The organism is Agrobacterium tumefaciens (genome assembly GCF_005221325.1).
Classification (GTDB): Bacteria; Pseudomonadota; Alphaproteobacteria; order Rhizobiales; family Rhizobiaceae; genus Agrobacterium.
On record NZ_CP039889.1, the window covers coordinates 1,637,079 to 1,662,887 of the forward strand.

The following is a 25,809-nucleotide window of genomic DNA, read 5'->3' on the forward strand; positions in this document are numbered from 1 at the left end:
GCCAGATTTGTTGACCCATGTCTCGCCGCTCGGACGGAAGCACGTCAATCTCACCGAAGAATATCCTCGGCCAAAGCCTCGGCGTAGGACCCCTTCGAGGCGTCTTTGACATTCACGGCAGTCAAAGCCTGTTCGATTGAAGTGTAAATCTCGGTATCGATGCCTTCAGCGAGCCACGAGACGACGCTGAGGACGTCCCCGCGCCTGTTTTTTCTGGCAAAGAGAACCGTTCCAGGCGGCAGGTCGTTGTGGTGGATCATTGAGAGCACCTCCGTTCGGACGTATCGCCAGAATTCGTTGGGTATCCCCATCGCCAAAAGCGCTTGCAACTCGTTCCAGAACAGTTTCGAGCATATCGTGCGATCGTCTTTCTGAACTACAACGACATAGTGATTTGCCTGCCGCAGGCGGAGCAGTACAGGCAAACTCGTTGGCTGGGGTGGCATGTGTTGTCGGCAGTTCATCAGCGGTGAAATTCCATTTATCTTGAGACGATTTCCGACATCCTTCGGGGAGGATCAGGCCCTTGAACCTGTGCGAAGGCGGTCTTCTGGACGGGCACTTGACGTCTCTACCGGGCAGTTTGAGCGTCCTGTTGCCTGCCGAGATGGAACATCCGGCGCGGCAGCACGGCAATGGCCGTTAGTCCCCCGTATGCGATGGCCGCGACCGCCACGATCTGAAAAAGGGAATTGAGACTTGCCTCAAACCAGATCACCGAAGCCCACCCGACGAAAGCTGCCAGGATCATCCTGACTGTTCCGGCAAGAACCGGGAGAAGAACACGCTTCAGTCCCTGGCTTGCAAAATAAAGTGCCAGTCCCAATCCAACCGCACCATAGGCCGGTGCGACGATTTGTAGATACTGGGAGCCTAGCTGCTGCACATCAGGGTCGGCCGTGAACAATCTCATCCACAGCACGGGGAACAGAGTGGCGAGAATGCCGATTGTCTGCGTGATGCCGAATGCAATACCGGCGCCAACCCATGCGACCCGGCGGGCGCGTTCGAGCTGGCCCGCTCCGATATTAATCCCAACCATGGTGACGATAGCGGTTCCAAGACCGAAGATGATGGGGATTTGCAGATAATCAAGCCGCGATGCGATGCCGAACCCCGCAATTGCGTCTGCGCCGAAGTGGCCGACAGCTGCCGTTACGAAAGTAACTGTCAGATTGACCTGGATGGTGCCGACAGCGGAAGGCAGGCCGACCCCCAGAATGTCCTTGAACAGTCGACCTTGCAGCGGAACAATTTTGAGCTTTAGGGGGCTGCTTGACGAGCGCAGGTAATGGGCAAGCACCAGTGCCGCGATGAGATAATAAATGAAGACCGCAGCGCCTCCGCCCGCCACGCCGAGCTCCGGGAAGGGGCCCCAGCCGAAAATCAATGGCGGCGACAAGACGAGGAGAAGGAACGCGCCGGAGATGATGACGAGGGCAGGCACGTTCACGTTGCCAGCGCCCCGCAGGGCTGCCGAAAGCAAAGCCGTGATCCAGATCGGAATGGAGCCTGCGAACACAATTCCTGAATAGATGAGGGCGGCCCTTAGGGTTTCTCCAGTCCCTCCCATGGAGCGGTAGAGCAGAGGTCCAAGGAGGATTGCGGCGACCGAGAAAATGGCTCCGAATACTGTGGCCAGAACAATCGAATGCCAGACAAGTCCATCGGCATCAGCGTGGCGGTTGGCTCCCAGCGCTCGTGCTACAGCCGAGGAAACTCCGCCGCCAATCCCGCCATTCGACATCATTTGCATCAGCATGAGGACCGGAAAGACGAGGGTCACACCTGCTAGAGCCTCGGTCCCAAGGAAACTGACGAAGTAGGTTTCCGCGACCCCAACAAAGGTCTGGACCACGAGAACGACGACCGTGGGTAATGCCAGCCGGAACAGCGTGGGTGTGATTGGTCCATGAAGAATTCCATGTGGGGCCTTCGGTGAAATTGTTGAGACGTGAGAATTTTTGCTGTCAGGCACATCCGCCATGGCTGATCCTAAAAAGTTTTCCGAGGCTTTGCTCCGCTCCCAAGGCATGGGCTCGCAACCGGTTCTCAGAATTTGAAAATAGATTGTTTTTGAAATCTAAATTATATAGAGTTCATACGCAATCTAAAATATCACTTCTAGCGTGAGACCGGAGCCCGGCCAGGTGTTCAAAACCCATGTTTCCGATCAAGGATCGATAAAAGCTGAAATGCTGGAAAATCAGCTTGCCGGGGATCTATGCTTTGCCGTGCAGCGGACGAACCGCATCATTTCCCGCCAGGTCAACGATGCTTTGCGTTCGACAGGACTAACCGCAGAGCAGATATTTCTTCTCGCAGCGATTGGTGAGGCAGGTTCCCCTCGAATATCGGAGGTTTCGCTTCTTCTTGGTCTCGACCACTCAACCGTTGTTTCAAATCTCAAACCCCTTGTGAGTAAGAACTGGGTGACGATGTCTGTGGATGTCGATGATCGTAGGGCGCGAAGACTTTTGCTCACCGACAATGGGAGCGAGCGGCTTGGAATGGCATTTGAACGGCTTCAGGAACTCGAAGACGCGCTGGTGAAAAAGGTTGGCGGGACGCAGAACGCGCTTAGCCTGTGCCGGATGCTTAGCGAGTTATCAACAGCGTGCGCTTGACATAGGTCGCGCGGCGGACACCGGCAACTGACTGTGAGGATACCGCCATGACCCCTTATTTTTCGGAGCCTTCTTCACGCACGACCTTTTCGCGGGACTGTGCAGTTAACCCAGCCACTTCGGTCTCCAGCCTGTCCAGCCGTTTTTCCAGCGCGGTGAGGTAGTCTCCCTGCGGATCGTCGATACCCAGCACCGCATCTTCCCACGATCGCCATTTTTTTCGAAAACGCTTCAACATTTCAAATCTCCATGGCCTCTGTTTCGAAGCATCACGCCATTCGCTCCGAAAGGTGGATCACCTCTGCCGGTTGTCTCAAGCCGGTGGCGACGACTGAAACTCTCAGCCGCCCCTCAAGCGCATCATTGAATGTTGCGCCGACGACGATATTGGCGTCGTCGTCGACTTCTTCCCGAACACGCGTTGCCGCTTCGTCGACGTCAAAAAGGGTCATGTCCGGTCCGCCGGAAATCGAGACGAGAAGCCCTTTCGCTCCCGGGACGGACGCTTCATCGAACAGCGGATTGGCAATTGCTGCCTCGGCGGCATACCGGGCGCGGGCGTCTCCGGTTGCCTCGCCCGTGCCCATGACCGCTCGGCCCATGTCACGCATGACTGACCTCACATCCGCGAAATCGAGATTGATCAATCCTTCCTTGACGATCAGATCGATGACGGAACTGACCCCGGCATGCAGCACATGATCCGCCATTTCGAATGCATCCGCGAAGGTCGTCTTCGCATCGGCAACCCGGAACAGGTTCTGATTGGGGATGACGATCACCGTGTCCGCGCATTCGCTGAGACGCTCGATCCCCTGCCGCGCCGTTCGCATTCGCTGCGTACCTTCGAATGTGAAGGGCATGGTGACGACACCGACTGTCAGTATGCCTGCCTTGCGCGCAGCACGGGCGATAACGGGTGCGGCACCTGTTCCGGTTCCGCCGCCCATGCCCGCTGTCACGAAACACATATGGGTTCCGTCGAGGTGGTCCATGATCTCGTCAATCGACTCTTCGGCTGCTGCCTGTCCAATATCAGCCAGTGATCCGGCGCCCAGTCCCTCCGTGACCGTTGGGCCAAGCTGGATAAGCCTCGGCGCTTTTGACATGGACAAAGCCTGGGCATCGGTGTTCGCAACGATAAACTCCGCACCCTCCAGATCCTGCGCGATCATGTTGTTGACAGCATTGCCGCCGCCACCGCCGACGCCGATGACGGCAATCCTTGGCTTGAGGAGCGTTATGCCGGGCGGTGAAACGACAGTCGTTGATTGCATAGCGGGAGCGTCCTGGTGGAGACTTTGTTCAAAGGGGACCATGTGAGGGTAGTCATCTCAGGGCGTGTGACTGCCTCTCTTCGGCCAGCGTCGAAACACGGCGCTGGCATTGACCCCACCGAAGCCGAAGCCGTTGGATATCGCATATTCAACATCGAGGGGTCGGGCATCGTTTGCGACAAAGTCGATGCCATTGGCCTCGAGGTCCGGTGAACTGAGATTCAGGGTCGGTGGCGCGATCTGGTGCTGGAGCGCCAGGATCGTGAAAATAGCCTCAAGGCCGCCGGCGGCGCCCAGCAGGTGCCCCGTCGCCGACTTCGTCCCGCTGACAGCGATCGACTTCTTTTGGCCGAACAGGCTCTTGATCGCTCTGAGCTCTCCGAGATCTCCAACCGGGGTCGATGTCGCATGCGCGTTTAGATGGCCGATTTCGTGCGGCGCGATACCCGCCTGGGCGATGGCGATCTGCATTGCCCTGCGGGCGCCGCTTCCATCTTCCGGACCGGACGTAATATGATGGGCGTCGGCCGTCGTTCCGTATCCGACGAGTTCTGCTATCGGCGTCGCACCACGAGCAAGAGCGTGGCTTAATGCTTCGATGACGAGGATGCCTGCGCCTTCACCCATAACGAAGCCGTCGCGCGCGGTGTCGAAAGGGCGTGACGCCTTGGCCGGGGTCTCGTTAAAACCTGTCGATAGTGATCTTGCCGCAGCGAAACCGCCGAGGCTGACGATGTTCATACAGGCCTCAGTGCCACCGCAAACCGCAATGTCGGCTTCGTTCGACTTGATGAGCCTTGCTGCATCGCCAATCGCCTGAACGCCGGCGGCGCATGCCGTCACCGGCGCTCCCAGGGGGCCTCTAAAGCCATGCCGGATAGAGACTTGTCCGGCAGCGAGATTGACGAGAAAGGATGGAATGGTGAAGGGCGAAAGTCGGCGGACGCCGCGTTGGTCGACGGTGCGCACCGCCTCCGTTATCGCGGGAAAGCCACCGATGCCCGATGCGATGATTGTCGCCGTTCTCAGTTTTTCTTCTTCGGAAGCTGGCTTCCAGTTCGCCTGTGCCAGAGCCTCTTCCGCCGCTGCCAGCGCAAAGATGATGAAGCGGTCGACCTTACGTTGATCCTTCGGGGGCAGGGTCCTGTCAGGATCGAAGCCGCCTTCAGGATCTTCGGCCAGGGAAGGAACCACGCCTCCGATCTTGGAAGGCAAATCCCCGACGATGTCATCACCCAGTCGCCGGATTCCGCTTTTGCCTGCAAGCAGTCGGGACCAGGAGATATCGACATTTGCACCAAGGGGGCTGACCGCTCCCATTCCCGTGACAACGACACGACGCATTTGTTTTCCACCTGTTTACGATCAAAGAATTGGCATGCCTTCGGCGTCCGACCGAATGACGGGTCGTGAACTTGTGACATGCGGTTCGTACTATTCTATTCTGATAGGCGTGCGGCTTCTGCTGAGCTATGCCAGCTATCGGCAACGAATATCCAAGAACTGTCTGTTAGAGCAATTCCGGTGAACACCGGTTCACCGGAATTGCTCTAACTCTTTGTTTTTGCGCATTTCCGGACGCAAAACCGAGCACACTTTTGCTGGAAATGCTCTAGTCGCTACCATCGCGGCCAGCTATGCGCCGGACCTCGCTCGCTGCCGCATCGAGTACACCCGTCGACAGCGCTTCATCCTCGATGATCCGGGACAGCGTCACCGCACCGACCATCATGGACAATATTGCCATGGCCTTTTCGCTTCGAGCTATATCGTCACCCTCTCCGATGAGTTCTTCGAGCACCTCGAAATGCGCTCGGATACCATCTTCAAATGGGCGCCGAACTTCGGCAGTTTGACGCGCAGCGTCGGAGCCGAGAGCCACAAGGGGGCATCCTTCTGCCTTCTCGCCACTATGATCTTTGGAAAGGTAGAAGCGGATGATCGACTCCAGGGGATCTGACGTGTCCGCCGCGGCATCAGACCACCTCCTGGTGGCGCTCTCAAGAGCACGGCGCGATGCGAGCGCGGCAAGATCGTCCTTCGATGCGAACTGCTTGTAGAATCCACCCTGGGTGAGGCCTGCACCCTTCATCAGGTCTTTCAGGCCGATCCCGTCGAAACCATGCTCTCGAAACAACCGGCTGGCGACGTTGATCACCCTCTCCCGGTTTTCTTCTGCCTGTACGCGGCTCACTCTCATGTGGACCTCCAATTAGATTTCATTTGACATCTATATGCTTTTTAGAGTTAAGATGCAATCTAATATTTTTGAACAGGCCGTCAAGAAGGGGCGATGAAATGAAACGGAAACTTGTTGTCACTGCAGCAGCAGTGCTGGCGCTGGCCGCAGGCGGAGCCGCAGCGCTGCTGCTTCCGGCGCAGGCACCCGAGGCAAAGGCTGCCGATCCCCGGACCTTGGCCCCGCTGGTCAACCTGGCGACGGCGAGGCTTCCTGGCAATTCCAGCAGCAGCTTTACCGGAACCGTTGGTGCCCGGGTCCAGAGTAATCTCGGTTTCCGCGTTCCCGGCAAGATCGTTGAACGTTTTGTCGATGTCGGGAAGCAGGTAAGCGCCGGACAGCCTTTGATGAGGCTTGACGAGACTGATCTTCGCCTTGCTCTGACCGCCAAGCGAAACGCTGTCATTGCAGCACAGGCGACGTTTGTCCAAGCGAAAGCCGATGAGAAACGCTTTGCCGTGTTGGTGAAGACTTCCGCCGCCTCGACGCAGCAATATGAGCGATCAAAGGCCCTGCTGGATACGGCGACGGCACAGTTGGCCGCTGCTCAAGCCGAGGCGAATGTTGCCGAAAACGAAGCTAGATATACGGTTCTTGTTGCCGATGCAGATGGAACCATTGTCGAGACACTCGGTGAACCGGGTCAGGTGGTAACCGCAGGGCAACCGGTCGTCCGGCTCGCGAAGTCAGGTCCGCGCGAAGCGATTGTCTGGCTTCCCGAAACCATGCGTCCCGACATTGGAGTTCAGGCTTCGGCATCAGTTTATGGCAGAAACGATGCGGAAAAGGCCGAGCTGCGCCAGATCTCCGATTCTGCCGATCAGCAGACCCGAACCTATGAAACACGCTGGGTGCTTGAAGGGGAGGCTGCAAATGCGCCTCTGGGGGCGACCGTCACCATCGAAATCGAGAACAGGGATGCGCAGGATCATGCCGAACTGCCGATAGGCGCTCTGTTGGATGACGGGACGCGCACTGGCGTCTGGGTGATCGATCAGCAATCGTCCGTCGTGAAGTTTCGTGATGTGAACGTAGAGCGGGTGGGCGAAGAGAATGTAATCGTGACCAACGTCAAGCCGGGAGAGGAGGTCGTTGCGCTTGGCGCACATCTTCTGAAGGATGGAGCGCAAGTTCGCACCAGCGTTGCGACAAAAGAGGCGGCAAACTGATGAACCTCAATCTGTCCGCCCTTGCGGTTCGCGAACGCGCCGTCACGCTGTTCTTCATCGTCCTTCTGTCGCTTGCCGGCGCCTATGCCTTCGTCAAGCTCGGCCGCGCTGAAGACCCCTCCTTTACCATCAAGACATTGACGGTCACGACTGTCTGGCCGGGCGCAACCGCACGCGAGATGCAGGATCTCGTTGCCGAGCCGCTGGAGAAGCGCATTCAGGAATTGGCCTGGTACGACCGTGTCGAGACGACGACGCGCCCCGGCTTTGCCTATCTTACCGTCACGCTCAAGGATAATACGCCGCCAAGCGCCGTCGCCGAAGAATTTTATCAGGCGCGCAAGAAGCTCGGCGATGAAGCCAGAAACCTGCCGCAGGGCGTTCTGGGACCATTCGTGAACGACGAATATTCCGACGTCAGCTTCGGCCTTTACGCTCTCAAGGCGCAGGGCATGCCGATGCGTGATCTCGTCCGGGAAGCCGAAAAGATCAGGCAGGACATGCTTCATGTTCCCGGCGTAAAGAAAATCAATATTCTGGGCGAGCAGCCTGAACAGATATTCGTCGAGTTCTCCTATCAGAAACTCGCCACGCTCGGGATTTCTCCCCAGGATATTGCCGCGGCCCTTCAACGGCGCAATACCGTTACGCCCGCTGGCTCGATAGACACGCAGGGTCCGCAGGTCTTCATCCGTCTCGACGGCGCCTATGACAGCGTTCAGTCCATAGCCGATACTCCCATCGTCGCTTCCGGTCGCGCGTTGAAACTTTCCGACATTGCGGAGGTGCGCCGGGGCTATCAGGATCCCACCGGTTACATCATCAGGCACGATGGAGAACCGGCCATCATGCTCGGTGTCGTCATGCAGCAGGGTTGGAATGGGTTGGAACTCGGCAAGGCGCTGGAAGAGCGCTCCAGCCAGATCGCACAATCGCTGCCACTCGGCATCACGTTGACGAAGGTGAGCGATCAGGCGGTCAATATCGATGCCGCCGTCGGCGAGTTCATGGTGAAGTTTGCCATGGCTCTGGGCGTCGTGCTGTTTGTTAGCCTCGTGGCGCTTGGCTGGCGGGTTGGCATCGTCGTGGCGCTTGCCGTGCCGCTGACGCTTGCGGTTGTCTTCATCATCATGCTGGAAACGGGGCGCTTCTTCGACCGTATCACGCTTGGCGCATTGATCCTGGCACTGGGTCTGCTGGTGGATGACGCGATCATCGCGATTGAAGTGATGGTCGTGAAGATGGAAGAGGGCATGGATCGTATCAGGGCAGCAGCTTACGCCTGGAGCCATACGGCAGCGCCGATGCTGTCCGGCACGCTCGTCACGATCATCGGCCTGATGCCCGTTGGCTTTGCAAGCTCTGCCGCGGGCGAGTATGCCGGCAACATCTTCTGGATCGTCGGTTTCGCTCTGATCGTATCCTGGTTCGTGGCGGTGATCTTTACGCCCTATCTCGGCGTAAAACTGTTGCCCGATATCAAACCGGTGGAAGGCGGGCATCACGCAATTTACGATACGCCGAATTACAGACGTCTACGCGGTGCGATCGAATTCACCGTCAAGCACAAGTTCCTGACCTGCACCATTGTCGGCGTCGTCATGGCGCTCTCGGTCGTCGGCATGGGTGCGGTGAAGCAGCAGTTCTTCCCGACATCGGACCGCCCGGAGGTTCTTGTCGAAGTCCGCTTGCCTGAAGGCACGAGCATCGAAACGACGACAGCCACGGTCAAGAAGCTCGAGGCCTGGCTGAAACAGCAACCGGAAACGAAGATCGCCACCAGCTACATCGGTCAGGGTGCGCCCCGCTTCTTCTTCGCCATGTCGCCCGAACTGCCCGATTCTGCCTTCGCGAAGATCGTCGTATTGACGTCTGACGCGCATGAGCGCGAGACTTTGAAGCTGCGTCTGCGGGAAGCGGTTGCGCAAGGACTGGCACCTGAAGCATTCGTACGTGTGACGCAACTCGTCTTCGGCCCTTACACGCCGTTTCCGGTCGAGTTCCGCATCATGGGGCCGGATCCGGACAAGTTGTATAAAATCTCCGAGCAGGCGCTTGCTCTCATGAATACGGTGCCGGATGTCAGAAGCGCCAACCGTGACTGGGGCAACCGCACACCTGTGGTCAGGTTCGTTCCTGATCAGGATCGGCTGAACCTTATTGGCATGTCGTCTGCCGAGGCTGCCCAGCAAATACAGCTATTGCTAAGCGGCGTGCCGGTTACGCAAGTCCGGGAGAACATCCGAAACGTTCCTGTCGTGGCCAGAAGTGCGGGTGAAATCCGCCTCGATCCTGCAAGGCTCGCTGATTTCTCGCTCGTGACGAGAGACGGCCGTGCAATCCCCCTCGATCAGATCGGCCACACGGAGGTGCGCTTCGAAGAGCCGATCCTCAAGCGCCGTGATAGAACGCCTGTGGTGACAGTAAGGTCTGACATTAACGAGGCGACACAGCCGCCGGAGGTTTCGCAACAGGTGATGACCGCTCTTCAGCCACTCATTGCATCTCTGCCGGCTGGCTACACAATCGAGATGGGCGGCAATATCGAGGAGTCACTCAAGGCGAATACCGCGCTGGTGAAGGTGTTCCCACTGATGATCGCAGCGACCCTGATCGTCATCATCCTTCAGGTCCGCAGCCTGTCGACGATGACGATGGTGATGCTGACAGCTCCGCTCGGTCTTGCAGGCGTCGTACCGACCCTGATCCTGTTCAACCAGCCTTTCGGCTTCAACGCGATCCTGGGTCTTATCGGCCTGGCGGGCATCCTCATGCGCAACACGTTGATCCTGACCGAGCAGATCAAGGAAAACAAGGCCGCGGGTCTGGATGACTATCATGCGGTTATCGAAGCCACGGTGCAGAGGACGCGGCCGGTCATCCTGACGGCGCTGGCCGCCGTGCTCGCCTTCATCCCGCTAACGCACTCGGTCTTCTGGGGATCGATGGCCTATACGCTGATCGGCGGCACGGCAGTTGGAACGCTCATCATCCTGCTCTTCCTGCCGGCACTCTATGCTGCATGGTTCCGCATCAAGCCGCCCAAGGCAGAAATGTATTCGACGGAGCACGGGAATACGGAAAGAACTCAGCATTCGCTTGCTGCGGAATAGCCATCGCGTCCCTCCGCAGCAAAGGATGCTGGGGAGGGATCATGACCCGGCAGCCGGGTCATGTTGCATGGTGAGACGTCGCGTGTGTTTTGCGGGCCAGCAGAACCCTTTCAGAAGCAGCACCTTCGTCTACCTCAATCTTGACAAGGAGGAACCTTGATATGAACCCTGTCGTATCGATCTTCAAACACCCTCCGGACGGGGGTAGAGGATATCACCGGGATATGCGCGTGAGGTGGGCTCTCGAGGAAGTCGGACAGCCTTACACTCTACGATACCTGACCTTTTCCGAGATGCGCCGCCCGGAATATCTGGAAATGCAGCCTTTCGGCCAGATGCCGATCTACCAGGAGGGTGATCTCATTCTTTTCGAATCCGGTGCGATCGTGCTTCACATAGCACAGCGGTTCACCGGCCTCCTTCCCGATGCAGAGAATGCGCGCTCGCGTTCCATCATGTGGATGTTTGCAGCGGTCAATACGATCGAACCCTGTATCGCCTCCGGCAGCGTTGGACATCTCAGCCAGCGGCTTCAGCAACTGGGCGATGCGCTTGGAGGGAAAGAGTGGCTTGAGGGCGCTCAGTTCGGTGCCGGTGATCTCATGATGGTAAGCGTACTCCGGCCACTCAATCACTCGGATATCCTGCTGGACAGCCCAGGCTTGCAGGATTACGTCGAAAGAGGCGAGCAACGATCCGCATTCCAGCGCGCGCTCGGCTATCCCCCAGCGGACAGGCGAACGGCGTGACTTGATGGCATAAGCTTCCATTACGCCTGTCACCCGTCGGCCGGGAACCGTCGCATTAACTCGACCGATGTTTCCCGCGTCGAGGCGACCCATCGCAAGTGTCGTGTGCTCTGACCATCTGCCTCCTCAATTTCTGCAAGTGCGTTTTATTTTGCTTGTAATCTAACGGTAATTTAGATTACATATGAAATCTAAATTGATTTCTAATCCCACGCTAATTTTGGAGAGCGTAGATGTCGACAGGCAAGATTGTTGTAGTGACCGGAGCATCCTCGGGCATAGGGCAGGCAACCGTGAGGCTGCTGTCGCAGAATGGGTTCAAGGTGTTTGCAGGCTCGCGCAATCCGGACAAAAGTGGACCGGTTCCAGGTGTCGAGTACGGACGTCTCGATGTGGACAACGACGAGTCGGTGAGGCAATTCGTCGATTGGGTTCTGTCCCGTTCAGGCAGGATTGATGTCCTGGTGAACAATGCGGGCGTCTCTCTTGTCGGGCCGGTCGAAAGCACATCGGACGATGAGGCGAAGGCCCTTTTTGAAACCAATCTCTTTGGCCCACTGCGCATGATACGAGCGGTATTGCCTGCGATGCGACAGCAGAATTCCGGCCTGTTCGTCAACGTAAGCTCGGTTCTCGGCTTCCTCCCAGCACCCTACATGGGCCTTTATGCCAGCAGCAAACATGCCCTGGAGGGACTGTCTGAAACGCTCGACCATGAAGTCCGGCAATTCAACATTCGCTCCGTCTTGGTCGAGCCAACGTTCACGAGGACAAGTCTCGATGTCAATGCGAAGCAGACGGAGACGCGCATTGACGACTACGCTCACCAATTGGCCAAATCCAATGAAGCCGTTCTTTCCGCCATTAGGACAGCAAGCAGCCCTCAGACTGTCGCTGCCGAAATCATGGCCGCAATCACGGGTCCTCACAAAATGCGCAGGCCGGTTGGAAAACAGGCTACGCTTCTGAGCCGCCTGAAACGGTTTGTTCCAGCCAAGGCATTGGATGGTGGCATCAGAAAGACGTTTGGCCTCTCCCGGCTGTAAGCATTCGCGGAACCTGCGCGCAAAAACCGCAAAGCAGGGCATGTGGCATTCGGAAATTTCATGTCATCTATCGTCATGACTGACCGGGTGCCACAGTCGCACCGACCGTCACGCCCACGGCAGCGGTCGGTTGCGTTGGCGAGAATCTGTTTGCGCACGCTCGGACCGACATGAGTTTAAGCGGCGTTGCGCGCAAATTTTCTTTTGCGATCACAGCCTGTTTTTGAACAGCGTACCGCCCTTCATAATAACGTCAATATTTTCGCCGCGCCTAGTGAAGAACTCAGTCTGCAAGCCATCGAATATGCGGGCGTTGGTGAACAGGGTAGCCATTGTGGGTCAGTTCTCCTGTATTTATGGGAGGTGCGGCAGGGTCAACAGAGGACGGCTCCGCCGGAGAAGCGCGAAAGCCGTTCGTCACGATCCGGAACGGTTCGCCGCTTGTATGAACAATACGCATCGAAAACCGCACTACATTGTCGTCGGGGAGAAAGGCCAGACTCCATCATGACGTGGCGAGGCCATGACGGATCACTCTATTGGCGTTACCAGTGGAGGCGATTGAGAAAGGTCCTGATCAGCGGAGCAACCTCGTCTAGGTTTGTCTCTAGGAGCCAGTGTCCTCCGTCCAGCAAATGAAGCTCGGCATCCGGCAGATCGCGGAGGTAGGCGCGAGCGGAACGCTCAGGCATATAGTGATCCTGCGGCCCCCAAATGATGATAGTCGGTGGCTGATAGGTTTGAAGATAGCGACGGTGGATCGGAAACCAGTCCCGGTTTGCCTTCAGGTCGGAAAGAAGCTCCGCCGCCATATTTTTTCTTCTCTCGGTCATAAGGCTCCAATGCAATTGCCAGAGGTCCGGAGGAATGATCGCAGAAAGCTCAGGGCGCACGTCATTTAGAAACTCTTCGCGAAAGTTCTCTTCGGTAACGGCATCGCGCAATTCGGCATGCATCCGGTCTGCAGGCAGGGACCAGAACTTTTCGATGTCGGCGTATTTCGGTCCCAACGCGTCTTCGTAGGGAATGTCGCCGTTCTGGATGATCTGTCCGACGATCCGATCCGGCTTCATGATCGCGAGCCTCGCCCCGATCGGAGAGCCGAAGTCGTGCAGGTAGAGCACGAAGCGGTCGAGACCCAGCATCTCGACAAATGTGTTGAGCCAGACGGCATAGCCGTCAAAAGTGCAGGAGAAGGTCGCAGGACTGCTGCTGTAGCCGAAGCCCGGAAAGTCCGGTGCGATCAGCCGCCATTCGTCGGCCAATCTCGGCATGAGGTTTCGGAATTCGAAGGATGAGCAGGGATAGCCGTGCGGCAACAGGACAACCGGTGCGTCCGGCGGGCCAGCTTCTCGATAGAACGTATCGACCTCGGCAACCAGGGCTCTGCAATGTCTGATACGGCTATCCATTCTCTGCTCCCTCAAAAGATAAGAGTGCGGAGCACGTCAAATGGTTCCACTCGACCGTCCGTAAGCTATAAATTACTCCAATCCTGAGACGCCATAGCGAGCGATGCACCGGTGGGAAACGACCAGCATTGAAGACGATTCAGGCGGCCCTACTCGGCGAAAGGCCGATCTGCTCTACGTCGTATGGCGCAGATTGATACCGCCATTCGAGCAGTGAAAGTTTCATCATCGTGCCGCGCGATATAGAACGGAAGCTGTGAGGCGCTATCCCTTTATCCCGCTCGCGGCGATACTGGAGATGAACAGCCTCTGCAGGCAGAGATAAAAGATCAGGACCGGCAGTGTGATGATGGTGAGATAGGCCATCACTTCACCCCATGGTGTATTGAGCTGGAAGAAGTATTGCAGCCCCACCATCACAGGGCGGTAAGCCTCGGACTGGGTAACAAGAAGCGGCCACAGATATTGCTGGCTGTACATGACGAGAAACTTCAAGATCGCCGCCGTTGCGATGACCGGGCCGCTGAGCGGCATCACCACCTGCGCGTAAATCCGCAGCCAACTGGCACCGTCTATGCGTGCCGCCTCCAGCAACTCCTTAGGCAGATCTTTGAAATATTGCACGAAGAGAAAAATCGTCAGCCCATCCGCAATCCATGGAATGATCTGCACATGCCAGGAGTTGAGCCAGCCCCAGGTAAACCCATCGCTGCCAATCCATGGCAGATTGTTAACTTCCAGCAGCAGCGGCACGGCAATGGTTTCAAAGGGAATGATGAGCGTGGCAAGGATGATGGAGAAGAGAACATCCTTTCCGCGCCAGTTCAAAAAAGTGAAGGCGAAGGCGGCGAGCGAGCCAAGCAGCAGGGCGAGAAACACGGTAACGCCGGTTACCAGCACCGAATTGAATATGAAGGTCGCGATCGGCGCCCGGGCAAAAGCCGCGGTGTAGTTTCCGAGTGAAAGATCTCCCACAGGGAGGAAGGCGCGTATCGACGTGGCATCATTCAGCAACTGGTCGTTCGGTTTTAACGATGAGAACCCCATGAACAGCAGGGGCAAAATGAAGATCGCCGCGAAGGCAAGCATGAGTGCGTAATTGCCAATGAGAAAAGCGAGGCTCTTGCGTTGTCCGGCCTGCATCACTGTTTCTCCCTTGTCACGTATCGCTGTATCAGTGAAATGCACAGAACAAGCAGGAACAGGACGACCGAGATTGCAGAGCCTGCTGCGATATCCTGTTGTCGATATCCCCGCTCAACCGCTTGATAGACGATGCTCTGAGTAGCGTCGCGAGGTCCGCCTTTGGTCATCACATCGATCTGCGCAAAAAGCGCAAAAGCCTGCATGGTGATAACAATGATAATCAGCACGGCCGTGTTGCGCAGCAGTGGCCAGGTTATCATACGGAACTTCTGCCAGCGGCTTGCGCCTTCGATATCGGCCGCCTCATAAAGATCTGGAGAGATGGTTTGCAGGCCGGAAAGCCATATGACCATGTGGAAGCCAACGCCCTGCCAGACCGACATTACCAGAATGGCCCATAAGGCGGTCTCGGTTCTGCCCAGCCAGTCGACAGGCTGGAACAGCCCGAGGCTCATGTAACTCAAAAGGCTGTTCAGAAGCCCGTTATCCGCCGCATAGATAAACCTCCACAGAAGCGCCACCACAACCACCGACAGCACCACCGGCATGAAATAGATTGCGCGGAAAATCGTGACGCCGGGTATCTTCTGGTTCACCAACACGGCAAGAAACAGCGCCAGAGCGGCCTGAACCGGCGCGACGACGGCCACGAAGGAAAGCGTATTGACGAGGGCCGTCAAAAACACGACATCGCTTGCCAGAATGACGATCTGGTTCTCGCCCCAGGTAAAACTCTTATATTCCCGCATCCCTTCAAGATGGGGGTAGTCGGGATTGTTGCGCGTGAAATTGCGAATTCGCGGATAGGAGATGGTGCCGTCCGTCTCCCGGCTGATGCTCCCATCCGTCTCCCTTTCCGGCTCGAGCGTCAGCACGCCGACACCCAGCAGGCGGGTGTAGTTTTCCACGCCGACAAACTCGGTCGGATTGGGAGATGTCAGCCGCTGGTTGGTGAAGGAAAAGCCGAGCCCGAGCAGAAAGGGTGTGATCAGGAACAGCCCGATCAGCACAACCGCCGGCGCGGACATGAACCAACCCGTGAGGCTGTCCCGTGTCAGTTTTCCCTGAGAAGTAAAGTGCGCCATCGGTCACGTACCCCTATTTGGGTTGGTAACCGGAATTGCGTTCTATGTTGTTATTTATCTCGTCCGCTGCGTTATCAAGTGTATCTGCAACATCCGCGCCGTTGGCAATGTCGGAAAGAGCCTTGGCAAAGACCGGCGACATGAACGCGTAAGCCGGGGTCACCGGCCGCAATGTTCCCTGGCGCTTGGACAGTTCGAAGAACACTTCAAGCGGGCCGCCCTGCTTGTAGTTTTTCGTCATCTGGGCGGCCGAGGAAGTGGCCGGGATAAGGCCGATCGCGTCCGAGAACTGCGCGAGATATTTGTCCTGTATCGCGAATTCGATGAAGGCGGATGCGCCCTCCGGATGCTTGCTGGTGGCAGACACACCAAACTGCCAGGATCCGGCACCGATCTTCGGACCCTCCCCGAAATCAGGCGCCGGCAAGAACAGCAGGTCGTCGCCATATTTCTCAAGCGCCTTCACCGCAACCCAGTTGCCCATCCATTGCAGGGCGTGGCGACCTTCCAGAAAGCCGGTTTCATGGTCGGCAGGGGATTGTGACGTTCCGGGCGCAAGCTTCTTTTCGAACAGAGACTGCCACCATTCTCCGAACTTGACAGCATTGTCGCCGTTAAGGGCGTTCTCGGCGGTCTGATACTTTTCCTTGTCGATCAAGCTGCCGCCGAAGCTTTCCAGAAATGGGCTGAAAGCATAGCTGTACCATTCGGTTTTATCGGCCATGCCCAGATCGATCGCATAGTCGAACTTGCCGCTGGCAGCGAGCTTCTCAAGCGCCGCATTGAACTCATCACCGGTCCACGGCTTATCAAGGGTTGGAATGCGAATACCGTTTTCATCCAGAACCGATTTGCGCGCGAAGACTGCGACCGCCGCGTCCCACAGGCCGACGGAATAGAGCTTGTCTCCCCATCTTCCCACGGCGCCGGGGAGGAAGTTTGCAAGCTTTGCTTCATCGATCTGTAGTGGTTGCAGATAACCGGACCATGCCCAGTTCGGCATGTTCGGCCCATCGACATCCAGAATGTCAGGCAGCTTGTTGGAAAGTGCCGCAGCAGTGACGGACTCGTTATAGGCACTCTGGGGAAATTCCTGAAGCGAGACCCGCCAGTCTGACTGAGACGAATTGAAGTCGTCGATGATACCGGCCAGAATCTTGCGTTCTTCAACATTGCCTGCGCCGTGATACCACATCGTCAGGTCGGTCTGCGCCAATGCGGCAGTGGAAAAAAGCATCGACAGGGCAGCGGCTGCTCCCACAAAAATGGCTTTGGTGATCATGGATTGTCCTCCTCCTGACGAAGGGTAACTTCAACGTCTACGGATTGTTCCGCAGAAAGTCTGCAAGCGACAGATTGCGGAAACCGTTATCCTGCATGAACAGCTGGGTAAAAAGGTGCCGCGTGCGCGCACGTAAAATTGGTATGATCATTGAATTCTCCCGGAATTCATCATACATATTTTGCAGGCCTCCCGGGTGGCCCGATTTTAATGCATGGTGATCGACGTGGCTGAACAGCAAAAACAGCGCAGCAAATCTTCCGGCTCTCTGGTTACCAAAGTCAGTCTGAGCCTTAGACATGCGATTGCGTCAGGGCAATATGGCCCCGGCGACCGCTTGCCCAGCGAGATCGAAATGACGGAGACCCATGGCGTCAGCCGCACGGTGGTGCGCGAGGCGGTCACGGCCCTGCGCTGCGATGGACTGGTGGAAGTTCGCCAGGGGGCGGGCATTTTTGTGCTGAAGCGCGAAAAGGAGAGGTTACCCGCGCCCGGTGTCGATCGCGCCCGGCTTTCGTCCGATCTTGAGGTTCTGGAGATCAGAACGCCGCTTGAAATCGAGGCGGCGGGGCTGGCGGCCCTTCGCCGTTCTCCGTCGCAGGAAGAGGCCATTTTCGACTGTCACGCCCGGCTTCTCAAATGTATCGACGAAAACCGCTCCATTCGCGAGGCCGATCTGGCGCTGCATATGGCCATTGCGGCGGCCACCAACAATCCGCTCTTCACGCAGTTCCTCGAGCTACACGGTCAGGCCGTGATCCCGCAATCCCGCGTGGTGCCCGAGACCCGGGAAAACGACCAGACGGCCTATCGACGGCTGATCCATAGGGAACATGAGGCCATCGTCATCGCCATATCGGACAGGAATGAGCAGGATGCCAAACTGGCCATGCAGGCGCATCTGCGCGGCAGCCAGAACCGCTATCGCGACATGATGCGCGACCTTCGCGGCATTTCGCACAGCTAGAGCATTTCCGGTGAAGCCGCATCGCGGTTTGTGACCAAAAAACCGGGGTAGTCAGGAATTTACGATGCTTCCCGCAGATCCGCGCCCCAGACCTCGATTTGTGTCAGCGCGGGAAAAGGCGAGGGGTCATCCGCTTTTTTCAGATCGTGGAGGCGGATCCATTCCACCCGGCGCGGCGCGACCGGGAACGTCTGGGCGGCACCGGTTTTCTGCAGGGTGAAGCGCGCACTGTCGCCGTCGGAAAATGTGACGCTTGCCTCTTCCCACCAGGCGTCATGGGGAAAATCCGCCCTCAGATAAAATGTCAGCTGGTCGATCAGAACCGCGCGACCGAAAACAAGCGTCAACGAGGCTTCAGGATCACGGTTGATACCCCAGCTGGTATAGGGCCAGAAACCATGGCCGGCGCTCACCTTTTCGCCGTCGATGACATTACGGGCCGCAAATGCGGCTTCCCCACGCGTTTCGGTACTCGCATGGACATGCGGAAACAGCGCGGTGTTTTCGTGATCATCGAACGGGTTCAGGGCGAGATTCCTGCGAGCACCGATCTCACCGGCAAGCGCACAACGTGCCGCAATCCGGTGAATGTTCCCGTTGAAAGCCTGCGGCGGATAGGACTTGCGCTTCGCCGCGAAAGGAACCGGCAGGACAAATTCGGCCTTCTGCAAAAAAACAAGCGTGGGCGGCATGGCCGCATCAAGGCTGAGCCAGATATGGCCCGGCTCAGAAGCTTCGACGACGAGCCTGTCGCCTTCGCAATATTCGGCGCGATAGACGAGGAACACCTCGTCCTCCGCCGCAGCCTCCGCCAGAATGGCGCCAGCCGCATTGACGACCTTGAGTGTAAGCTTCATCGGCATTTCCTTAACTGATCGTCAGGCACAGACGCTTGGCTTTGATGGGAACAAGAATGCGATAGATCATCGGCGGCAAAGACTGGCGAAGCCTGGCGTCGTCGATAGTGATTGTCTCGATGGTGAGCGCGCCCGCGCCTTCACAGACCACCCCTCCAAGACCCGGAAAGATCAGGTTTTCCGGCGTGACGATGGGCTTTTCGGCAACCATCAGCGACAGAACCGCATCTCTCTTGCCCTGATAATCATCGGTGACCTCGACGCGACTGCCGCGCAGCAACCGGACGCGCCGTCGGTAATGTTCGACCCCCGCATCGGGCGGATAAGCTCCGGCTATGTCGAAGGCAATTTCCGCCTGTTTTTCCGAAAACTCCGCCACAAAATCGCGTGCGGCAAACTCTGGCCCGGCGGCCTGCATGACGCCGCCGAAAATCGGCAGATTGTGAAAGGCCGACTGCATTGTCCAGATTTCATATCGCTGCGGTGAAAAGGTTTTTGCGGTGTAAGTTTCCACCCCCACATCGATGATGAATGGCCGGCCATTCTTATAAAGCGTGAAACTGCCGACATCGTTGTGGTTGTGGCTTTCGCCATTATGGCCCGCCTTCACGGCAAGATCGAAAACCCCGTCGCGGGCAATCGCCAGCCCTATGCCAGGATAGGCAGTGTCGGACTTTGCCGGTTCTGGGGGAACAAACGCAGATAATTCTGATACGGCGAGAACCGCCTGAACGCGATACCAGAGGTTCCACTCCTTCTGCATCAACCTATCCGGTGAGCGTTTCCAGCAGGCGGCGGCGAAAGCCTGAAGCGGCAGGGACAAGACGGCCTTGCCGAAGAGATATTCCCGCACCCCTGCGGTCTCGACCTTCGCCGGTGCGTCGGCGAAGTTGAAAAAACTGTCCTCCGCCACATGCATGTTGAGGATGAATTCCGCCATGTTGCGCAGTTTCGGCGTTTCGAAAAGCGGCATCATGGAGCCGGGGGCGCTGGCCTCGAGAATGCTCATTGCTCCGAACAGGCACAGTGCCGCATGGCCGTAATAAAGGACGCCCTCTTCGCAGGCTCCGTCTTCTGCATAATCCTTCTGAAACGCGTCGAGACTCTTGATTGCCTTTTTGACGACCGAACGTCGTGTCGGCTGGTCGGTGGGCAGCAGTAAGGTCGAAAGCAGGACGTTCTGGGTGATCCAGGCGGTCCAGTTATTCATCCGCTCGTCGCCATTCCCCATCCACCAGAAATGTTGCGCAAGATAGGGCTGCGTGATCCGTCGGTCGATTTCGGCGCGGATACGGGATGGGAGGGGCGTATTTGTCCGTTCAAGTTCCGGCGCAAGCAGGTGTAGGCACAAGGCAAGATTGGCGCCCGTCTCGGCGGCGAACAGGTCGATCACCGGATGTTGCGGATCGGGTAGGGTATCTCTCGGACCGCCGCGAATATGGGAATTATGGGCGGGCAATTGCCAGCCGCTCTCTTCGCATATCAGCCAGAGACCGTCGATGATGGCATCGAGGAAGCGGCCCTGCGCCTCGGCGCATTCTCCGAGAACCAGCGCGTTCAGCTTCAGCCGGCGGGAAAAATAAAGTCCTTCGAAACGATCGCGATTGCCGCTTCGGCCGTATTCCCGGTAATCGCCCGCCAGAATGACGGACCAGGGCTCGCCAAGGGCCTGTTCCGCGGCCTCGACGAGACTGTCGCGAACCGCATCCGGCATTGAGGCACGAATTTTTTCCGCCGTCAGTTCCGAGCCGAAATCGGCGAACCGATCGGGCAGGTGCCGCATCATTTCGACAAACACGCCCTCAAACCTCCCGCGCGTTCCGTAATCCCATATGGGCCTCCTATCATACGTATTTTTAAAAAACCAGAAAATTTGTCTGACTTTGTGCAAAGTTGTTTGACCAATATCGATATTGTGTTATCCAGAGCGCGGGAGGCGGCAGGGAGAAAACCCGTGTCGCAATGGGAAATGCAGGCTGCTGGCGCCAATGAAGTGGTGAAACGGCGGCAATGGGAGGTATGCTGTGGCAATTGCAACCGCGACCATGTCCGACAAGCAGGCGGCTCCGTATCGCAGGAAGAAGGTCCGCGTCGTCTCCAGACGGCGGCGCAGGATCGAAAACGCGCTCGTCGCCTATTCCTTCATCGCGCCCAATTTTCTCGGCTTTGCGATTTTCACGCTCGGACCAATCCTCTTTGCCTTTGCGCTCGCCTTCATGCACTGGGACGGCTCCAATGCAATGCGTTTTGCCGGTCTCGATAATTTCTGGCGGCTATTCGAGGACAAGGCCTTCATCGCGGCCTTCTGGAATACGGTCATTTACACCGCCGCATCGGTGCCGGCCACGCTTGCCTGCGCGCTGGGCCTTGCGATCCTGCTCAACCAGAAAATCCGCGGACGCAATTTCTTCCGCACGGCCATGTTCTTTCCCTATGTCGCGTCGCTGGTCGCCGTGGCCGTTGTCTGGAACATGATTTTCAATCCGGAAATGGGTCCGGTTAACATGCTGCTCTATACGCTCGGCCTTGATCCAGCCGACATGCCGGGATGGGCGGCGGACCGGCACTGGGCCATGGTCACGGTCATCCTTTTCGGCGTCTGGAAGAGCATGGGTTATTACATGGTCATTTATCTGGCTGGGCTGCAGGGTATCAATGCGGAGCTTTATGAAGCGGCGGGACTGGACGGCGCCAATGCCTGGCAGAAATTCATCCACGTCACCCTGCCGCAGCTCGCGCCGACGACCTTCTTCGTCACGGTGATGCTGACGATCCAGTCCTTCAAGGTTTTCGATCAGGTCTACATGATCACACAGGGCGGCCCAGGCACCTCGACGCTGGTTCTCGTCTACCACATTTACAATGAGGCCTTCATTTCCTGGGATCTCGGCTATTCCAGCATGATCGCGCTCGTCCTGTTCTTCCTGGTCCTTGTCGTCACCATCGTTCAGTTCAAACGGCAGCGGGAGGATTGATCCATGCGCATCATGGGCCGAAAAATCCCCGCCACCACGATCGGCATCTATCTGACCGTCATCGTCGTCACCATCGTCATGCTCCTGCCCTTCGCATGGATGCTGTCGGCATCGCTGAAACTCAGCCGCGACGTCTTCGCCTTTCCGATCGAGTGGATTCCCTCCCAGCCGCGCTGGGAAAACTACGTGGAAATCTGGACGAAAATCCCGCTGGCGCTGTTCATCTACAATACCTCGAAGCTGACGATCATCGTCACTTTGCTGCAATTGCTGACGTCAAGTTTTGCTGCCTATGCCTTCGCCAAGCTGCATTTTCCCTACAAGAACACGCTGTTCCTCGGTTACATCGCCACCATCGCCATGCCCTGGCAGGTCTATATGGTGCCGCAATTCCTGCTGATGCGTGAATTCGGGCTCAACAACACCCATCTCGCCCTGATTTTCCTGCAGGCCTTTACCGCCTTCGGCGTCTTCCTGATGCGGCAATTCTACATGTCGATCCCGAACGAACTGTGCGAGGCAGCCCGCATCGACGGCATGAACGAATACCAGATCTGGGCGAAGATCATGCTGCCGCTCTCCAAGCCGGCTCTCTCCACCCTGACGATCTTCACCTTTGTCACGACCTGGAACGATTTCATGGGTCCGATGATCTATCTCACCAAGACCGAGCTGAAGACCATCCAGATCGGCCTGCGCATGTTCATTTCGCAATATTCGGCGGAATACGGGCTGATCATGGCCGCTTCGGTGGTGGCGCTCATTCCGGTTCTCGTCGTTTTCCTGGCATTGCAGCGCTTCTTCGTTGAAGGCGTCGCCTCCACCGGCCTCAAGGGTTGATTTCATGCTCGATTTGACCACGTCCGTTCCAGCCCCGATCACCCCAGCGGAAGTCGATGCCGCGCTTGTGGCCGCCATCGCGCAGGTCAGGCGCAACCTGCCGGAGTTCACCTATGCGGCGCAGAACCATTCAAGCGTGAAGAATTTTTATCCGGCCGTCGCCAACGATCAATGGACCGCCGGTTTCTGGCCGGGTCAGATATGGCTTGCCTTCGAACATACCGGCGACAGGACCTTTCAGCATGCGGCGCAAATTCAGGTGCAGAGCTTCCTGCACCGTATCGAAAACCGCATCGAGACCGATCATCACGATATGGGTTTTCTCTATTCGCCCTCCTGCATCGCCGCATGGAAACTGGTGGGAGATGAGGACGGCAGACGCGCGGCGCTGATGGCAGCGGACCAGCTGATGGAGCGGTTCCAGCCGGTCGGGCAATTCATTCAGGCTTGGGGGCGCAGGGATAACCCCAACGAATATCGCTACATCATCGACTGCCTTTTGAACCTGCCGCTGCTTTATTGGGCAAGCCGGGAAACGGACCGGGAAGATTATCGCACCGTGGCACTTGCGCATGCCCGCACCACGCTCACTCATTCCGTCCGGCCAGACGATTCCACTTATCATACATTCTACATGGACCCCGAAACCGGGGCACCGGTGCGCGGCGTGACGAAGCAGGGTTACAGCGACGAGAGCTACTGGGCACGCGGACAGGCCTGGGGCATCGCCGGCATGGCTATTTCCTATCGTTACGAGCGCCTACCAGCGTATCGGGACACTTTCGAGCGGCTTCTTTCCTTCTACCTTAAACGCCTACCCGATGATCTCGTGCCCTATTGGGATCTTATCTTCTCGGACAGCGATGGAGAGCCGCGCGACAGTTCGGCAGCTGCCATCGTCGCCTGCGGTCTTCTGGAAATGGCGGAGCTGGAGACGCCGGAAAAGGCGGAAGAGTACCGCGAACTGGCAAAACGCATGGTGAAGAGCCTCGCCGATATCTACGCCGTCCGGGATCCGGAAATCTCCAACGGGCAACTTCTGCACGGCACCTATTCCAAGAGGACGCCGCACAATACCTGCCGGGGCGAAGGCGTCGATGAGTGCGTCTCCTGGGGCGATTATTATTATCTGGAAGCGCTGATCCGCCTTTCGCGCAACTGGTCTTCCTATTGGTGAGCGCGAGGAACAGATGGCAAGCATTTCCCTGAAAAAACTCAACAAGACCTTCGGCGCGCTCAAGGTCGTTCACGATATCGATCTGGATATTGCCGACAAGGAATTCATCATTCTGGTCGGCCCTTCCGGATGCGGAAAATCCACGACGCTCAGGATGATCGCCGGGCTGGAGGAAATCTCCGGCGGCGAGTTGCGCATTGGCGAGGACGTGATGAACGATGTCCCCTCGAAAGACCGCGACATCGCCATGGTGTTCCAGAACTATGCGCTTTATCCGCACATGACCGTCTACAAGAACATGGCCTTTGGTCTGGAACTCAGAAAGGCGCCGCGCGATCTCATCGACACCAAGGTCAAGGATGCGGCGAAAATCCTCGACATCACTCATCTCTTAAACCGCAAGCCGAAAGCGCTCTCCGGCGGCCAGCGCCAGCGCGTCGCGCTCGGCCGGGCCATGGTGCGCAATCCGGAAGTCTTCCTTCTCGATGAGCCGCTTTCCAATCTGGATGCCAAGCTGCGCGGTACGATGCGATCGGAAATCTCCAAGCTGCACAAGCGGCTGGACGCCACCTTCATTTACGTGACCCACGATCAGGTGGAGGCCATGACCATGGCGGACCGGATCGTGGTGATGAAGGACGGCCATATCCAGCAGGTGGATACGCCGCAAAATCTCTATGACCGGCCCATCAACATGTTCGTGGCGGGTTTCATCGGCGCGCCCCAGATGAACATGCTGCCCGTGACGCTGCGCCGCGACGGCGACCGCGTCATCGCCCTGTTCGACGGCAATCCGTTGCCCCTGCCGGCGGACATCGATACCGCACGCCTGCTTCCCTATGAGGCAAAGGACATCGTTCTCGGCATCCGTCCGGAAAATTTCCACGAATTCGCCCCGGCGGATATCGATGCCGCCAATGTCGCACCCTTCCGGGCGACGGTGGAACTGGCGGAGCCGATGGGGTCGGAAGTGCATCTCAACCTCGTCTCCGGCGGCCGAAATCTCGTCGCACGCGTCTCGCCGCGTTTCAGGGCGAAGATCGGCGATCCCGTCGAGCTGGTGGCCGATCTGACGAACGCGCAGCTTTTCGATCCCGCCACCGAGCGATCGATCCTTTACTGAGACGGCGGGGAGAGCGCGATGCAATGGCTGGAAGGGTTATGGACGAAAGAAGGAGCGGGGATCGACAAGAACGCCCCGTCGCCTATCGGCCTCGCCCTGTTCCTCGATATCATCAAGCGCGAATGGTGGGAGATGGTGAAGCTCAATCTCCTCTTCATCATCGCCAGCCTGCCGGTGGTGACGATGCCGGCGGCGATGCTGGCCGTGGCCCGCGTCTGCGTTTCCCTCGCAAATGACGAAAATACCTATCTGCTGCGCGATTTTCTCGAGGCGATGCGGAAATTCGCCCTGCGCGGCACCGCACTTACAGCTGTCAGCGGGCTTCTGGTCAGCGCCGGTGCCTATGCGACCGTCAGCTATGCCGGGGCCGTTCGGCATCAACTCATCTATAGCCTGCCTTTTGCGATCAGTCTGGCGGTGACGCTGTTCCTCATCCTAGTCTGCGCCTATGCCACCGTTCTCATGGTGCGAGAGGACCTGCCGCTTCGGGAGACGCTGCGGCAAGCGGCATTTTTTGCACTCACCAGGCCGCTGCCGATGCTTGCGGTGCTCGGTTTCGTCACGGCACTCTGGATCGCGCATATCCTGTTTTATCCGGTGTCCGTGTTCATGCCGGCAACCGTCAATTTTTCGCTCGGCATGTTCGCCCTGTGCTTTGCGGCAAGAAACGCCGTCGCGAAAAAGCGCCTGCGGGTGTCCGAACCGGCGGGGAGCAGCACTTAAAG

General features: G+C 57.5%; 25 protein-coding genes. 11 read left to right on the forward strand and 14 right to left on the reverse strand.

What is annotated here, in order from left to right; all coding sequences use genetic code 11:
• Positions 1–50: 50 nt before the first annotated feature.
• Positions 51–425: a hypothetical protein gene (locus tag CFBP5499_RS30140; RefSeq protein WP_158523293.1), complete on the reverse strand. Its 375-nt coding sequence runs from the start codon at positions 423–425 to the stop codon at positions 51–53.
• Positions 426–571: 146 nt separating this feature from the next.
• Positions 572–1,987, reverse strand: coding sequence for an MATE family efflux transporter (locus tag CFBP5499_RS22480; protein ID WP_080828146.1), 1,416 nt, complete (start codon positions 1,985–1,987; stop codon positions 572–574).
• 163 nt (positions 1,988–2,150) lie between these two features.
• On the opposite strand from CFBP5499_RS22480, the gene CFBP5499_RS22485 reads away from it, so the two are divergent.
• Complete coding sequence (locus CFBP5499_RS22485) at positions 2,151–2,627, forward strand: MarR family winged helix-turn-helix transcriptional regulator (protein WP_130932532.1); 477 nt, start codon at positions 2,151–2,153, stop codon at positions 2,625–2,627.
• Positions 2,628–2,682: 55 nt separating this feature from the next.
• On the opposite strand, the gene CFBP5499_RS22490 is transcribed toward CFBP5499_RS22485, so the two are convergent.
• The 4 genes from CFBP5499_RS22490 to CFBP5499_RS22505 form a co-directional block, all read right to left on the reverse strand.
• The gene (locus CFBP5499_RS22490) at positions 2,683–2,865 is read right to left on the reverse strand and encodes a hypothetical protein (protein ID WP_080828143.1); all 183 of its coding nucleotides are present in this window, start codon (positions 2,863–2,865) and stop codon (positions 2,683–2,685) included.
• A 31-nt stretch (positions 2,866–2,896) separates the two neighbouring features.
• On the reverse strand, positions 2,897–3,904 hold the full coding sequence (gene ftsZ / locus CFBP5499_RS22495) for a cell division protein FtsZ (RefSeq protein WP_080828141.1): 1,008 nt from the start codon (positions 3,902–3,904) through the stop codon (positions 2,897–2,899).
• 57 nt (positions 3,905–3,961) lie between these two features.
• The gene (fabF, locus tag CFBP5499_RS22500; RefSeq protein ID WP_080828139.1) at positions 3,962–5,248 is read right to left on the reverse strand and encodes a beta-ketoacyl-ACP synthase II; all 1,287 of its coding nucleotides are present in this window, start codon (positions 5,246–5,248) and stop codon (positions 3,962–3,964) included.
• Between the two features lie 268 nt (positions 5,249–5,516).
• Positions 5,517–6,104 carry a TetR/AcrR family transcriptional regulator gene (locus CFBP5499_RS22505; RefSeq protein ID WP_080828137.1) on the reverse strand — a complete coding sequence of 196 codons (588 nt, stop codon included), beginning with the start codon at positions 6,102–6,104 and terminating at the stop codon, positions 5,517–5,519.
• Positions 6,105–6,202: 98 nt separating this feature from the next.
• On the opposite strand from CFBP5499_RS22505, the gene CFBP5499_RS22510 reads away from it, so the two are divergent.
• From CFBP5499_RS22510 to CFBP5499_RS22525, 4 genes are all read left to right on the forward strand, one after another.
• A complete protein-coding gene (locus tag CFBP5499_RS22510) occupies positions 6,203–7,312 on the forward strand; it encodes an efflux RND transporter periplasmic adaptor subunit (RefSeq protein WP_080828136.1) in 1,110 nt (369 codons plus the stop codon).
• Entirely contained in the window at positions 7,312–10,425 is a 3,114-nt protein-coding gene (locus CFBP5499_RS22515) for an efflux RND transporter permease subunit (RefSeq protein WP_080828134.1), read from the forward strand. Before CFBP5499_RS22510 ends, CFBP5499_RS22515 begins: the two co-directional genes overlap by 1 nt.
• A gap of 161 nt (positions 10,426–10,586) precedes the next feature.
• A complete protein-coding gene (locus CFBP5499_RS22520; protein ID WP_080828132.1) occupies positions 10,587–11,174 on the forward strand; it encodes a glutathione S-transferase family protein in 588 nt (195 codons plus the stop codon).
• Between the two features lie 233 nt (positions 11,175–11,407).
• Positions 11,408–12,220, forward strand: a complete 813-nt coding sequence (locus tag CFBP5499_RS22525) for an oxidoreductase (protein ID WP_080828130.1) — start codon at positions 11,408–11,410, stop codon at positions 12,218–12,220.
• Positions 12,221–12,430: 210 nt separating this feature from the next.
• Here CFBP5499_RS22525 and CFBP5499_RS30805 read toward each other — a convergent pair whose 3' ends face one another.
• From CFBP5499_RS30805 to CFBP5499_RS30145, 6 genes are all read right to left on the reverse strand, one after another.
• Entirely contained in the window at positions 12,431–12,553 is a 123-nt protein-coding gene (locus CFBP5499_RS30805; protein WP_256387183.1) for a hypothetical protein, read from the reverse strand.
• 212 nt (positions 12,554–12,765) lie between these two features.
• Complete coding sequence (locus CFBP5499_RS22530) at positions 12,766–13,632, reverse strand: alpha/beta fold hydrolase (protein ID WP_080828128.1); 867 nt, start codon at positions 13,630–13,632, stop codon at positions 12,766–12,768.
• Positions 13,633–13,896: 264 nt separating this feature from the next.
• The gene (locus tag CFBP5499_RS22535; RefSeq protein WP_175416852.1) at positions 13,897–14,775 is read right to left on the reverse strand and encodes a carbohydrate ABC transporter permease; all 879 of its coding nucleotides are present in this window, start codon (positions 14,773–14,775) and stop codon (positions 13,897–13,899) included.
• Positions 14,775–15,863 carry a carbohydrate ABC transporter permease gene (locus CFBP5499_RS22540; protein WP_080828124.1) on the reverse strand — a complete coding sequence of 363 codons (1,089 nt, stop codon included), beginning with the start codon at positions 15,861–15,863 and terminating at the stop codon, positions 14,775–14,777. The genes CFBP5499_RS22535 and CFBP5499_RS22540 overlap by 1 nt, the downstream gene beginning before the upstream one ends.
• Before the next feature lie 13 nt (positions 15,864–15,876).
• Positions 15,877–17,145 carry a sugar ABC transporter substrate-binding protein gene (locus tag CFBP5499_RS22545; protein ID WP_080828122.1) on the reverse strand — a complete coding sequence of 423 codons (1,269 nt, stop codon included), beginning with the start codon at positions 17,143–17,145 and terminating at the stop codon, positions 15,877–15,879.
• 37 nt (positions 17,146–17,182) lie between these two features.
• Positions 17,183–17,446 (reverse strand): hypothetical protein, encoded by a 264-nt coding sequence (locus tag CFBP5499_RS30145; RefSeq protein ID WP_175416795.1) that lies wholly within the window; start codon positions 17,444–17,446, stop codon positions 17,183–17,185.
• On the opposite strand from CFBP5499_RS30145, the gene CFBP5499_RS22550 reads away from it, so the two are divergent.
• Positions 17,360–18,112 carry a FadR/GntR family transcriptional regulator gene (locus CFBP5499_RS22550; protein ID WP_080828119.1) on the forward strand — a complete coding sequence of 251 codons (753 nt, stop codon included), beginning with the start codon at positions 17,360–17,362 and terminating at the stop codon, positions 18,110–18,112. The two genes, CFBP5499_RS30145 and CFBP5499_RS22550, sit on opposite strands and share 87 nt — an antisense overlap.
• Before the next feature lie 59 nt (positions 18,113–18,171).
• Here the strand turns inward: CFBP5499_RS22550 and CFBP5499_RS22555 are convergent, their stop codons facing one another.
• Together CFBP5499_RS22555 and CFBP5499_RS22560 are read right to left on the reverse strand one after the other, a co-directional pair.
• Positions 18,172–18,969 carry a carbohydrate-binding protein gene (locus CFBP5499_RS22555; protein WP_080828117.1) on the reverse strand — a complete coding sequence of 266 codons (798 nt, stop codon included), beginning with the start codon at positions 18,967–18,969 and terminating at the stop codon, positions 18,172–18,174.
• Between the two features lie 10 nt (positions 18,970–18,979).
• Positions 18,980–20,767: a heparinase II/III domain-containing protein gene (locus CFBP5499_RS22560; protein ID WP_080828115.1), complete on the reverse strand. Its 1,788-nt coding sequence runs from the start codon at positions 20,765–20,767 to the stop codon at positions 18,980–18,982.
• 247 nt (positions 20,768–21,014) lie between these two features.
• Here CFBP5499_RS22560 and CFBP5499_RS22565 point away from each other — a divergent pair, with 247 nt between their 5' ends.
• Genes CFBP5499_RS22565 through CFBP5499_RS22585 form a run of 5 tightly spaced genes read left to right on the forward strand, consistent with a single transcriptional unit; the run spans position 21,015 to position 25,807 of the window.
• Positions 21,015–21,944, forward strand: a complete 930-nt coding sequence (locus CFBP5499_RS22565) for a carbohydrate ABC transporter permease (RefSeq protein ID WP_371507031.1) — start codon at positions 21,015–21,017, stop codon at positions 21,942–21,944.
• Between the two features lie 3 nt (positions 21,945–21,947).
• Positions 21,948–22,784 carry a carbohydrate ABC transporter permease gene (locus tag CFBP5499_RS22570; protein WP_080828111.1) on the forward strand — a complete coding sequence of 279 codons (837 nt, stop codon included), beginning with the start codon at positions 21,948–21,950 and terminating at the stop codon, positions 22,782–22,784.
• Between the two features lie 4 nt (positions 22,785–22,788).
• Positions 22,789–23,961, forward strand: coding sequence for a glycoside hydrolase family 88 protein (locus CFBP5499_RS22575; protein ID WP_080828109.1), 1,173 nt, complete (start codon positions 22,789–22,791; stop codon positions 23,959–23,961).
• Positions 23,962–23,974: 13 nt separating this feature from the next.
• Positions 23,975–25,084 (forward strand): ABC transporter ATP-binding protein, encoded by a 1,110-nt coding sequence (locus tag CFBP5499_RS22580; protein WP_080828107.1) that lies wholly within the window; start codon positions 23,975–23,977, stop codon positions 25,082–25,084.
• An 18-nt stretch (positions 25,085–25,102) separates the two neighbouring features.
• Positions 25,103–25,807 (forward strand): DUF624 domain-containing protein, encoded by a 705-nt coding sequence (locus CFBP5499_RS22585; protein ID WP_080828105.1) that lies wholly within the window; start codon positions 25,103–25,105, stop codon positions 25,805–25,807.
• Positions 25,808–25,809: the final 2 nt, after the last annotated feature.